This window comes from Alkalihalobacillus bogoriensis ATCC BAA-922 (assembly GCF_000621445.1).
Taxonomy (GTDB): Bacteria; Bacillota; Bacilli; order Bacillales; family Bacillaceae_F; genus Bacillus_AO; species Bacillus_AO bogoriense.
Genome location: NZ_KK211282.1, coordinates 1 through 12,593 on the forward strand (window position 1 = coordinate 1; position 12,593 = coordinate 12,593).

A 12,593-nucleotide genomic window follows, 5' to 3' on the forward strand; every position below is an offset into this window, starting at 1 on the left:
CTAAAATCTAAAAATGTAAAATAAAGAGTGGCACTCACCCCAACTCATCAGGGTGAGTGCCACTCATTTTTTATTTACTGTTTTGTCCCAGCCTCGTTTTTTTTTGAAAAGATGAGGGAGTATAAAAATTTTGGTGTAGCAGTGAAGCTATGAAAGCTTATTCTAAAAAAGACGCTCCCGCGTTTTTCTTAATTGTTTAAGAAACTGTAAAATAATCGACTTATGTATAATATTGCTCTAATAAATTCTTAGAATGAATTAGGGGTTGGAGTACTATGAGACAAGTAAGAAAAGACCTAAGTGAATCCTTCAACACTTGGGTCGGGTTTATCGGGCTAGCGATTTTGTTGTTTATAGTAAGTAAGCGGCCATGAAAGCCGTTATCTGTGAACATTGCTAGCGCTTTGGAACGTTGGCGGACACAGGAGCAGTTAATCATAATATATAGCTAGGAAGAGAGTTGCTTTTGCGTGAATAAGCGCTCCTGTGGCCGCTAAAAAACGGAAACCCGTATCATGTTCACAAATAACGGCTGCTGTGACCGCGAAAATGAAACATAGGATGTGTTGGTTGTTCATCATACACTTCGCTTTAAAGAAAGTAAAAAAATTTTGGTGTAGCAGTGAAGCTTTGAAAGCTATTTCAAGAAGAGCGAAGGCTCCTCACCTGCGCGTTTCACCCCAGGAAGAGCACTTGGGGTTCACTTTCAAAAGCGGGCAGGGCTCCGCACTTCGCTAGAAACGAAAAGACGCTGCCGCATTTTTCTTATTCTTCTAATAAGTCATAGTTTGTTGCATAAGTCCCTTCACCATATAGCATAATAATTTCGTCACTATGATAATGGATATAAGCAAGTCCAATATGTTTCCCGAAAATATAAGTTGTATCATTGACTACAACTTCAATTGCTTTAATCTCCTCTTCACTCACATCATCAGCTGGAAGAAGAATTAACGTCGGTTGAGCAAATTCGTCCGTACTAAAGTATAACCGTTGTTCATTAGGCGGTTGAGATTGGACCCACTCCACAGCTTCTTCCATGTCTCTATTATTGATATATGTTTCAATCGTTGCAAATTCGTCACTATCTTCATAAAAGCGATGGGTAATAACAATTTTTCGCTCTTGTTCATTTATAGTAAGTAACTGAAAATACTCAACCGCATATCCTTGGTGTCCTTTTGCTAATAGTGCATCTTTGTTACGATGAATAATTTCCATTCCTTCCCCAAGCCCTGTTCCAGGGGAGTCGGTTTGATAAGAAGCGAGTACTTTATACTCTTCGATAACTTCAGAAAAGGTTAATTGCTCTGCTTGTTCATGTGTAGTCTGTGCTTCTCCCCCAGGAATACCAAGACGTTCCCCATTTTCAGTTGTTTGTTCTTGTTGGACCGTTTGGTTTGGTTCATTTACTTGACCACAAGCGACGGTAAGTAAAAGGAAAGACAATATGATAATAAACGTAATATTTTTCAAAGGTGTATTCCTCCTTGTTTCTACTTCGTTCAATATTTCATTATTACCAAATGTAAAAAGAAATAGTCTAACGATATAAACGAAGGAGGGATAAACGTTTTACTTTGAAAAAGCTTGAAGTAAATCTTCTTTTTCAGTTTCAGATAACAATTGTTGTGCCATAGGAAAAAGGACATTTTCTTCTTTTAAAAAATGATTCGTTAATATGTGAATGGCTTCAATTAATTGTTCTACTGTATGCTTTTTTTCTTCTTTATGTTTCAATTGCTGAGCTTCTTTTAAAAATTTTGTAATCAACCGTTTTGCCTCATGGTGTTCGTATTCCATAACAGGAATAGGGCCAGAATGTGTGCCTGTGTATCTTTGAACGATTGGAAACAATTGACCCTCTTCTCGTTCAGAATGACGTTCTAATTCAGAAAAAAAGAGCTTTGTACTCTCATAAAGCTGTGTCATTTCTTCTTGCGTAGTTGTTGGTTGTTGTACGAGTTGTGTACTTATTGCTAATAGTTCTTCCATTTTCATCCGAAGAGGTCCGTGTTCTTGTTTTAAAAAAGAAAGGGCTTCGCATAACGGTCCAGAGTAAACAGCCATTCCACATTGAAATTCCATATTAATGCCTCCCAAAATTTTATTCACACTTTCATTAAATATTAAAGTAAACATTAATGCCGTGATACGAATCACAGTCGTTCATAACGAGCTACAGTATAATAAGAGTACTGCTGGAATGGGAGGAGATACAATGGGATTTTTTATAGAAAAAATCACTTATTCTCAATTAATGAAACAAGCTGAGAGACAACATATAGCATTGCAACAATTAGTACTAGAGATAAGCCCGTTCATTGCTAAATTACTTCAAGACTATGGCACTAAACATTCCGAGCTTCATGAGTTATATTTCAATTTTCACCAATTACAGTTTGAATTGGAGTACCATATGATAAAAGCAGAAACGACGGTGTTTCCAAAAATCCAATTGTATGAAAAAACAAAAGATATCGGCTCACTTTTGATTACTTTACAAACAATTTGTGAGTTAAACAAAGAATCTGAACTTATCATTGATTTACTGAAAGAGTTAAGAAAAATTACAAATGGTTTCAAACCGCCTTCTGAAGTTTGCGCAATGTACAAGTTAACCTATATGAAACTAGAACATTTCGATAAAAACGTAGTTGAACATATTAACCTTGAACATCATTTATTGTTTGCACGTTTTGTAAATGAAGTAGCGTAAATAAGAAGAGGCGCTTGCACTGGCAAAGGGGAAAGGCTACACTAGAAAAAAATGAAAGGACGATACCTTTGGCAGACATTCATCCAATATTAAAAAAATTACAAGTGAAAAGCGATACACTTTCATTATTAGTGTTACAAGCACCAATTGAATATGAGACGACCATCAACGAGTTCCATATGGCAGTTGACCAAGATAGAAGGAAAGAAAAATATGATTTCATTCAAGTTTTTGGAACAAGCAATGAAACAATAAAAGAAACAGCACAACAAGTGTTACCATTTTTACAAGAAGACGGGCTTTTGTGGTTATGTTATCCAAAGAAATCATCAAAAAAGTATAAAGGTTCAAGTTGTAGCCGAGATACGGTGGCGGCTTTGCTTGCAGAGGAAGGATTCGAACCTGTTCGTCAAATCGCGATTGATGAAGAATGGTCCGCATTACGATTCAGACCCGTTGATAAAATAAAGACGATGAAACGCTCATTTGCTGTTACTGAAAAAGGCAAAGCTAGGACAAAAGAGAAGTAATTTTTTTAATAAAATATTCCAATAAATGAAACCCCTTTCTCCTTTGTGGAGGAAGGGGTTTGGCGTTGTTAGAAAAGATGGACAATCTGAAATATTTAAAAAAATCAGACAAAAGTGTCGAAAATGTGAAGGTTTTAGGTTAAAATGAAATTACACTACTAATTTCATAGGGATAAAATACTAAAAAATACAGAGGTGAATTATGAATTTATTTAGAGGGATAAGAGGGAAAATTATTATTGTTACTGTATTAGCACTACTCGTGCCAGGACTTATACAAGGAATCATTATGTATAATGAAATGAAAGTATTAAACTATACTTCAATTACAGGAACAGTAGATGAGTTAAAGGCACTAGATGGTTCAATAGAAAAAGTGTTTAGAGAAGCAGAGGATTTAATGACACTTACGTCACAACAAGAAGAAGTGCAGCACAAAAATTTTGCTTTTCCACAAGCAACTAAACAATACACGAATATGCCAGTCGCTAATGACGATAACAAAACTGAGTTTTATATCTCTTATTTTGGAGAAGGTAGTCAAAATCGTTTTATTAAAAACTTATATATGGGAACAAGTGATGGAGAACTGTATTTATCTCCAGAACTTCCACCAGAAGTGAATTTAAATGAATATGACCCAAGAGAACGAGATTGGTATATAAAGGCGATGGAAAATCCAAATGAACTAGTTTGGACAGAGCCTTATATTGATGCTGGAAGTGGAGATTCGACGGTAACATTAGCGAAGACATTAGCTAATAGTCAAGGTGAAATAATAGGCGTTCTTGCTATCGATTTTGAACTAAATGAATTCGCTGTATTAATGAGAGAAAACATTCAACAAAAAACGATGGTGACGTTATTTCTCACTTTTATCGTAGGTATTTGTGTCATCATTTGGTTAGTTCGAACGATTTCAAAACGTATGACTATACTAAATGAAGGATTAGAAAAAGTTGGACAAGGTGACTTACGTACTCGCATTGAACTTAAAGGAAACGATGAGTTTGCGTATTTAGGAAATAACTTCAATACAGCAATTACTGAACTTCAAAGTTTAGCGTCAGAAGTATCAACGAATACAACGAATGTTTCTGAGATGACAGAAGAATTAATGAAAAATATAAACTCGTTCACGACGCAATCTACAGAAATCGGACAAGCGATTGAAGAAATTGCAACAGGTGCAAGTACACAAGCTCTATCAGCCGAGGAAAATAATCGAATGGTTTTTGAATTAGGAAGCATGGTGAAACAATTATTAGAAGATGTGAATTCTTCAGCCACACTAGCAATTGAAACAAGAAAATTAAGCAAAGATGGTCACGAAAATGTGGAGGTGCTTGAGAAGTTATCAAAAGAAGGAACAATGAAAAACCAAGAAACATTACATGCGATCGAACTGTTACAACAAAAATCAGCCCAAATTGGTGCGATTACAGATATGATTACGGATTTGGCTGCCCAAACAAATTTATTAGCTCTAAACGCCTCAATTGAAGCAGCAAGAGCGGGAGAGCACGGAAAAGGGTTTGCGGTCGTCGCTGATGAAGTTCGAAAACTAGCAGAACAATCAGCAAGTTCTGCAACGAATATTGCCGGAATCGTTGGTGAAATTCAAAGTGAAGTGCAAAAGTCGATTTCCTCGATGGGGAAATTAAAAGAAACAATCGAAACTCAAAACGAATCAGTAAACGATACAAAAGCATCGTTTGCCCAAATATCCAAAGCCGTTCAAAATACAACGGAGAAAACAGAAAACATTGCACAATATATTAAAGAAATCGAACTTAAAAAAGACGGCATGCTAGCTTCCATCGAAGATATGTCAGCGATTAGCGAAGAAACATCAGCAAGCACCGAACAAGTGTCGGCCACCGCAGATGAGCAAATAAAGTCAATCCAACAGCTACTAGACTTAGCTAACAACTTACAACAATCTTCTGAGACACTACAACAACGAATTAACGAATTTAAACTGTAACAGATAGAAAGACTTCCTTTTGTGGGGAGTCTTTTTATTTGTGGGAAGGGGAAGGGACATTTGGATTGTGTGTTATAGGGTTCGATGAAGGACAAAACAGAGTAAAAATGAGAGAGAAGTGTCCTTCATAAAGGCGATGAAGGACAAAACAAAGTGAAAATGAGAAAGAAGTGTCCTTCATAAAGGCGATGAAGGACAAAATAGAGTAAAAAAGAGAGAGAAGTGTCTTTCATAAGGGCGATGAAGGACAAAATGGGAAGAAAAAGCGAGAGAAGTGTCCAATAGAGCGTTTCTATTAGACAAAACGCAAGCAAAAAAGAGGAGAAATGTCCAATAGCAAGGTTCTATTGGACAAAACGAGGACAAAACCGAAGAGAAGTGTCCAATAGCATGGTTCTATTGGACAAACGAGCAGAAACCGAAGAAAATTGTCTAATATAAAATGTACGAGTAGCCACTCTTCCAACTAGCATTCTCTTTAATAGAAAATTGATTACACAAAAATAAAAACGTTTCTCATATGCGTTTAGTCTAATATATAGATAGATGTTATGAAAGAGGGAATCATATATGGAGCAATTAGTCGTCCAAGCGAAAAAAGGGGATTCGGAAGCCTTTTATCAACTCATGATATTGAACAAAGAAAAGCTATACCGGATAGCGCTCTCCTATTTAAGAAATGAACAAGAGGCCTTAGAAGCATTGCAAGAGGTAACATATCGCGCGTTTAAACAACTTAAAAAGCTTAAACAACCTTCATACTTTTCAACGTGGCTAATCCGAATTTTGATTAATTATTGCATTGATGAACAAAAGAAAAAAGGCAAAGTAATCCCGTTTGCTGAGGTTGAACAACCAAGTTATCAAGACAACCATGCGTTAACGCTTGATGTCCAAATGCAAATTACAAAGCTGAGAAGTGAATATCAACATGTCCTCATTCTTCGTTATTATCAGGACTTAACGATTCCTGAAATAGCAAGAGTGCTAGAAAAACCCGAAGGAACGATCAAAACATGGATTCACCAAGCCATAAATGAACTAAAAGGACAATGGAAGGAAGGTGACTTACGTGCCTAATGACAAAGAACGTGAAATGCTTGAAAGTGCAGCAAAGTTAAATCAACAACCGCTACCAGCCAATATCGATCATTTTATTCAAGCAGGACTATACAAAGCAACGAAAGAAAATAAGAGAAAAAGACAACAGAAATGGGTATTGCTAACGGCGAGTTTCTTCTTCTTAATAATGGTGACGTCAATTCGTGTATCCCCAACATTTGCAGCTTTTGTAAGTGAAATTCCTGGTGGTAAATGGGTAGTGGAGCTTGTTCATTACGACAAAGGCCTGCAAGCTGCCATTGAACATGATTATGCAATTCCACTTGGAGTGAGTGATGAGCATGATGGAATTAAAGTAACGATGGAAGGGATGACAATTGATGAGGCGAGGTTAGTGTTGTTTTATTCGATTGAAAATAAAGCGGGATATTCCCACCTGTCATTCGATGAACAATTTTCAATATCACCAGACGCCTTTATCGCCGGACTAAGCTACGGTGGATTTTCTGATATTGAAAAAGAAAAAGTGGTGTATGGAACAATTGATATTAACATCGGGAATCCTGATGAAATCCCAGAGCAATTGGAGATAAAAAGCGGGATGGCAGTAGAACACAAAAAGAAAGAGGGAAAAAGTGACTCGATTTGGGAGTTTGTGATTCCGGTTGAGAAAGAAGCATTTTTAGCGAAAAAAGAGACATATAAAATAGATGAAACAGTTTTATTTGCAGAGCAGACGATTGTGATTGAACAAGCCACAATCCATCCTACATTAATGAGTTTAGAGTTAACAATACCAGAATCGAATTCCAAACATTTGTTTTCCTTTGAGGAGATAAGTGTAGTCAATGAAAAAGGAGACCGATGGAAACCTTTAACGAATGGTGTTGTAGGAAAAGTAGATGGTGAGAAGAAAACATTGTACATGGAAAGTAGTTATTTTGCGAAAGCAAAAGAGCTTTATTTAGAAGTAACTCGAATTCGAGCTTTAGACAAGAAAGATGCAAAGGTTACCGTGAACTTGAAAGAAGGAAAAATAATAGACGGACCAGATGCTATTTCTCTCGTTGATGTAGAAAATTATTCTTCATATTCCAATTTGATTTTTCATGTAGAGTATGATGAGTTTTACGATAAAGAAGATCAGTTTAGTGTTTTTGGACATTCAGTTCAAGATATAAACGGAAAAGAGATAGGTAGTGTTGAGGGCTGGGCAATGGAATCCACTGAAGGTCAATTAGTTGTAAAACATTCATTTCCTGTTACCCACAATGGTGAAGAAGACATTATTATGATTGAACTTAGTGATTATCCTGAGCGAATTGAGGATACAATGCGAGTCCGTCTTAAATAGTTTAACAATGAATAATCCTTAATAACTTAGTGGAAAGTAACCTTAAGTCTAAGTTAAAAGGTGATGTAAATTGAAGAAGATTGTTTTCCTTGTCATGCTTATCGTTACCTCCCATTTTTTTGAAGAGGTTAGTATGAAAATTTTCGCAAATACAATCAGTGAAGATAAAACTTATGAAGAAATGTACCCTGAAATTGGCTATAAAACAATTGAAGAAGCGATCAAAGAATTTGAACAACATTTTGACCAAGACTTCAAATTACCTCTTAGACTTCCGCCTATAAGTTTTACTCATCATTTTGGCAAATTTAATGATTCTGAGGGTGAAATGAATGATTTTCTTGAATTGGAGTATATTCACGATAGCTCTCCAGAAAACCATTATTATATCTTTGTTAAACCAATAGAACATAAACTTAAAATCAAAGATAAACGTATCATAAATCGATATCACTTAAAAAACGGAAACGAGGCTGTATTTCTTACCATTTCTGAATCCATTGTTGGTCTTGCATTTGAAAGAGATGGCTGGCAATATATGCTTAGTATTCCGAAAGCTCTTTCTAAAAAAGTAACACCAGAACGGTTAGTTGAAATAGCGAATTCAATTGATTATCCGAGTGAAAAAGAGAATCCATTAGAATAGTACATTTCTTAATAAAATATTTTCCTACACACAAAAAAAGCTTGGGTTCCCCCAAGCTTTCTCATTTGAAAGAACGGCTCGTTAGTAACGCTTTGACAATATAACGAATGAACTGAATACTGTACATATTGTTAATGCTGTTAATACACTAACTGTCTGATAACCATTTAAGTTAATGATTTCAAATTGAAAAAGTGCCATCAGAATAATCATATAACCTAAAATGAAGAAATAGCTAATGAACATTCCTCTTTCTCGTATTTTCTTCGAGCGTTCATCGTTTTCTTTAAATTGCGGATAAAGATAAGCTAGGCAAAAAGCCATAACTGTGGAACTTAAGAAAACAAGCTCATATCCAGCAAAGAAAGATCCTGTTGATATACTCGCAAAACCCATTAACAGACTATAAAACAAGAAAAGAAAACCACATATTAAGAAAAACCTTCTTCCTACTTTACTACTAAGTTGCATTAAAATTCCCTCCTATAAAAGTACATGTAACCTTGTTAAACTAATATCCTTCTTCATCTTCTTCTAAAAGAAAAACTTGTTCTACAATCGTGTTAAAACAACGAGCAATTTGAATAGCGAGAGGTAATGATGGGTTGTATCTCCCTTTTTCAATTGAAATAATTGTCTGTCGAGACACACCTAACATTTCTGCCATTCGTTCCTGAGAAATTCCATTTTCCTGCCGTAATTGTTTCATTCGATTTTTCATATATACACAATCCTCTCTATACACTATTATAGCGTAAAGGAAACTTTACTGTAAAGGGTACTTTACAAAAGGGCCATCCTTAATTTAAAATATGTTATTTCGATTTTATATTAGTAACTGTTATAGATAAGGAGCTACTCAAACCCAAAATTTGTATTTAATTAATATTCTGCTTCATGTATAATGGAAAACAATAATAAAATCGTTTAAATTCAGTAAAAACAAAGGAAACAATAGTTCGTATTCCATTGACAATATGAGGGTGATTGCATGAAAAAAGGGAAATTTTTATTATTCATTTTTGTTGTTTTCTTAACTGGCTGTTTTGGAGAAATCTTTTCATTTACTGGAGAAGGTGAATACTGGACAGCAGAAGTGGTTATAAATCAAGTCTCTGGAAAAGAGAGTGAAAGCATAATTCTTCAATATAAAGGTGAAGATATTGAATCATTTGAAGACTTCGAGTTCATAATCGAATCGAGTCTTTGGGGACTGGGAGTTGAAGGGGCAAAATTAAACAAGGAAGGAATGTTTGTACAAGAAGATTCTAGCTCGAATGATAAAAAGACAAGAAAAGATTCCCCTATGTCCATAACGTTTAAATGGGATGGAAAGACTGAATCGTTTCAGTTAGTCACTGAAAAATAAAAAATCACTATGAAAACACACAAAAAAAGATTGGGCACAAACCCAATCTTTTTAAAATAAATATAATTAAAGATTAATCTTCATCTACAGGATAAACGCCGTTTTCATCATGAACTTCACGACCTGTAATTGGCGGATTAAATACACATACCATTCTCATATCTGTTTTAGCACGTAATAGGTGCTCATCATGCTCATCAAGCGCATATAACGTATCTTTTGAGATAGGGTGAACTTTATTGTCTTTTAATGTGACAACTTCGCCTTCACCTTCAATGCAGTATACGGCTTCTAGATGGTTTTGGTACCAAATATGAGTTTCAGTTCCAGCACGGATAATTGTATCGTGGACAGAGTAACCCATACCATCTTTCTTTAAAATTAAGCGACGACTATTCCAATTACCGCCTTCAATATCTTGTTCTGTTCCGATAATATCTGTTAATTTTACTACTTTCATGATTTGCAGCCTCCATTATGAAATTGTTATTAGGAAATAACAGGTTCTTTACTATTTACTAATGCTTTTACACTTTCTTCAATGATAGAAAATCCTTTTTCTAGCCCTTCGTTATCAATTGTAATCGGAGGGAATAATTTAAAGACTTCATCTTTTGGTCCAGATGTTTCCATAATTAGTCCTCGTTCAAATGCTTCTTTTGCGACTTTACTTGCAAACCCATCAACATTCGAAGCGATTCCTTGCATGAAGCCACGTCCACGAACTTCACCTTTAATCTCAGGATATTTTTGAACAATGCTTTCTAAGAAAGCTGTAATTTTTTTTGACTTTTCTTTTACTTCTTTTTCAAACGAAGCATCTTCCCAATACGTAAGAGCTTCTGTAGCTGTAACGAAAGCCATGTTGTTTCCACGGAATGTTCCGTTATGCTCACCTGGCTCCCAAATGTCATATTTCGGCTTAAATAATGTTAGTGCTAACGGTAAGCCATAGCCACCAATTGATTTTGATAAACAAATGATGTCAGGAGAAATACCAGCTTCTTCAAAAGAGAAGAATGTCCCTGTACGACCAACACCAGCTTGAACATCATCAATGATGAGAAGGATACCCCAACGTTTACAAATGTCTTCTACACGTTTTAGCCACTCGAATCTAGCTGCATTAATGCCGCCCTCACCTTGGACTGTCTCGAGAATCATGGCTGCAGGAATTGCAACGCCGCTACCATTGTCTTCTAAGAAACGTTCGAGATACTCCAGAGTGTCGAGATCTTCATTCACGAAGTTATCATAAGGCATTGTTACAACGTGTTGTAACGGAATACCCGCACCTTTTCGTTTGAATGAATTTCCTGTTACTGACAATGAACCAATTGTCATACCGTGGAATCCATTTGTAAAACTAATTACATCTGTTCTGCCTGTAACTTTTCTTGCTAGTTTTAACGCGCTTTCTACTGTATTTGTTCCTGTTGGTCCGGGAAACATCACTTTGTAATCCAGGTTTCGCGGTTTAAGAATGACATCATTAAACTTTGTTAAAAATTCAGCTTTTGCTGTTGTTGCTTTATCTAAAGAATGGGCAATGCCATCGTTTAAAATATAGTCAACGAGTTTTGCTTTCATTTTCGGGTCGTTATGTCCGTAATTTAGGGCTCCAGCTCCAGCGAAAAAGTCGATATATTCTGTTCCTGCTTCATCCCAGATTTTATACCCTTTTGCTTTATTAAATACTTTTGGAAAGCTTCGAACATAACTACGTACTTCTGATTCTAATTTTTCAAAAATGCTTAGGTCGTTTGTATTCATCCTTTATTATTCCTCCTTGGTATTTTGATAGGAATCGAGTTCCTATTTCAAATAAAACGGTAGCGTTCTAAATCGCTGTTTATTTTTCGATTGGCCCAACACGGAATGTTAATTCAGCTTCATGGTCATCACCTGGGAATAACTCTTCAGGAAAGCAATCATATACCGAGCAATCAGTGTTAAAATCGCGAGCGATACGACGGAATAATGATTGGGAAGCTTGATTTGTCGGAGTAACAGTGGCTTCTAAATAACGGACATCTTTACACGCTTCTCGTGAAAGTAGTTCATGCAAAATTTTTGAAGCGACTCCTTTACCACGTTGTGAAGCATCGACACCAACTTGCCATACGAATACGACATCTTGGCGTTCAGGAGGGATGAAAGCAGTGACAAACCCAACAACTTTGTCATTTTCTTTTGCAACGACACATGTTTCTGCAAAAAACTCACACATCATAATGTATTTATAAGATGAATTTAAATCTAATGTGGAATTTTTTACGAGTTCCCACATTGCTGCCCCGTCTTCTACAGTTGGTTTTTCAAGTGTTAGAGGGGTTACAGTTGTTGTATTTCCATTCATTTCACATCACCTACAGTAGTGGTAATAATAACAATTTCCTCCTTCATCTTTAATGATTTTTTCTTAAAGAAGAGTTCGCTTAGAAAACATCAAGGCTCCACAAAGCATTCTTGGTGCAAGTGTGTAACCAAGTTTTTCTAATGCTTTTACATTATTTTATGATAAAGGCGTCTTTACATTTTATCAAACCAGCTTTACCGTGATAATTCGGGATGAGCACGACTAATGCGTGTTCAAGTAACATAAGGACCGCGCTCTTACAAATTCCTTATGAATTGTTATGTTTTCTCTTATATTCAAAAAAGGGATTATATGTAAAAACAAAGTGAAACCATTGATATATATAGGGTTTGCAGGGGGAGAAATTCAGAGAGGAAGTAAAGGGAAATAAGAAAAAAACAATATCGACAAAATAACACGCCATTCTTCAAAGGTTGAGCTTTGTTGATATTGCTAAAGTCGAGGTAGAATAGAAGGAAATAGAAAAATTGCGAATCCTATGTAAACAGTAGTTTCATCTAAAAATTTTATGAATGAAGGACAGTTTTGGAGGAAATAGGCGTAGTT

The 12,593-nt window shown here is 35.7% G+C and carries 14 protein-coding genes; 7 read left to right on the top strand and 7 right to left on the bottom strand.

The genetic code is table 11. The features are described 5' to 3' along the window. Positions 1–765: 765 nt before the first annotated feature. Together T323_RS0124465 and T323_RS0124470 are read right to left on the bottom strand one after the other, a co-directional pair. Entirely contained in the window at positions 766–1,476 is a 711-nt protein-coding gene (locus T323_RS0124465) for a hypothetical protein (protein ID WP_026675607.1), read from the bottom strand. A 99-nt stretch (positions 1,477–1,575) separates the two neighbouring features. Continuing rightward, the gene (locus tag T323_RS0124470; protein ID WP_026675608.1) at positions 1,576–2,088 is read right to left on the bottom strand and encodes a hemerythrin domain-containing protein; all 513 of its coding nucleotides are present in this window, start codon (positions 2,086–2,088) and stop codon (positions 1,576–1,578) included. 133 nt (positions 2,089–2,221) lie between these two features. Between T323_RS0124470 and T323_RS27650 the strand changes: the two genes are divergently transcribed. The 6 genes from T323_RS27650 to T323_RS0124505 all read left to right on the top strand — a co-directional run bounded on the left by T323_RS27650 (position 2,222) and on the right by T323_RS0124505 (position 8,298). Beyond that, complete coding sequence (locus T323_RS27650) at positions 2,222–2,719, top strand: hemerythrin domain-containing protein (protein ID WP_051556716.1); 498 nt, start codon at positions 2,222–2,224, stop codon at positions 2,717–2,719. A gap of 68 nt (positions 2,720–2,787) precedes the next feature. Further along, positions 2,788–3,249 (top strand): hypothetical protein, encoded by a 462-nt coding sequence (locus tag T323_RS0124480; protein WP_026675609.1) that lies wholly within the window; start codon positions 2,788–2,790, stop codon positions 3,247–3,249. A gap of 202 nt (positions 3,250–3,451) precedes the next feature. After that, positions 3,452–5,236 carry a methyl-accepting chemotaxis protein gene (locus T323_RS0124490; RefSeq protein WP_035179908.1) on the top strand — a complete coding sequence of 595 codons (1,785 nt, stop codon included), beginning with the start codon at positions 3,452–3,454 and terminating at the stop codon, positions 5,234–5,236. A 570-nt stretch (positions 5,237–5,806) separates the two neighbouring features. Then, positions 5,807–6,316 carry a sigma-70 family RNA polymerase sigma factor gene (locus T323_RS0124495; protein ID WP_026675611.1) on the top strand — a complete coding sequence of 170 codons (510 nt, stop codon included), beginning with the start codon at positions 5,807–5,809 and terminating at the stop codon, positions 6,314–6,316. Next, positions 6,309–7,652: a DUF4179 domain-containing protein gene (locus T323_RS0124500; RefSeq protein ID WP_026675612.1), complete on the top strand. Its 1,344-nt coding sequence runs from the start codon at positions 6,309–6,311 to the stop codon at positions 7,650–7,652. Before T323_RS0124495 ends, T323_RS0124500 begins: the two co-directional genes overlap by 8 nt. 133 nt (positions 7,653–7,785) lie before the next feature. After that, positions 7,786–8,298, top strand: a complete 513-nt coding sequence (locus T323_RS0124505; protein WP_169737924.1) for a hypothetical protein — start codon at positions 7,786–7,788, stop codon at positions 8,296–8,298. 81 nt (positions 8,299–8,379) lie between these two features. Here the strand turns inward: T323_RS0124505 and T323_RS0124510 are convergent, their stop codons facing one another. Then, complete coding sequence (locus T323_RS0124510) at positions 8,380–8,769, bottom strand: hypothetical protein (protein ID WP_026675614.1); 390 nt, start codon at positions 8,767–8,769, stop codon at positions 8,380–8,382. Positions 8,770–8,809: 40 nt separating this feature from the next. Continuing rightward, positions 8,810–9,019 (bottom strand): helix-turn-helix transcriptional regulator, encoded by a 210-nt coding sequence (locus T323_RS0124515; RefSeq protein WP_026675615.1) that lies wholly within the window; start codon positions 9,017–9,019, stop codon positions 8,810–8,812. Positions 9,020–9,289: 270 nt separating this feature from the next. On the opposite strand from T323_RS0124515, the gene T323_RS0124520 reads away from it, so the two are divergent. Continuing rightward, a complete protein-coding gene (locus T323_RS0124520; RefSeq protein WP_026675616.1) occupies positions 9,290–9,667 on the top strand; it encodes a hypothetical protein in 378 nt (125 codons plus the stop codon). Between the two features lie 73 nt (positions 9,668–9,740). Here the strand turns inward: T323_RS0124520 and T323_RS0124525 are convergent, their stop codons facing one another. The 3 genes from T323_RS0124525 to ectA form a co-directional block, all read right to left on the bottom strand. Further along, positions 9,741–10,127 (bottom strand): ectoine synthase, encoded by a 387-nt coding sequence (locus T323_RS0124525; RefSeq protein ID WP_026675617.1) that lies wholly within the window; start codon positions 10,125–10,127, stop codon positions 9,741–9,743. Positions 10,128–10,156: 29 nt separating this feature from the next. Then, positions 10,157–11,440: a diaminobutyrate--2-oxoglutarate transaminase gene (ectB, locus tag T323_RS0124530; RefSeq protein WP_026675618.1), complete on the bottom strand. Its 1,284-nt coding sequence runs from the start codon at positions 11,438–11,440 to the stop codon at positions 10,157–10,159. Between the two features lie 79 nt (positions 11,441–11,519). After that, entirely contained in the window at positions 11,520–12,026 is a 507-nt protein-coding gene (gene ectA, locus T323_RS0124535) for a diaminobutyrate acetyltransferase (protein ID WP_026675619.1), read from the bottom strand. Positions 12,027–12,593 lie beyond the last annotated feature (567 nt).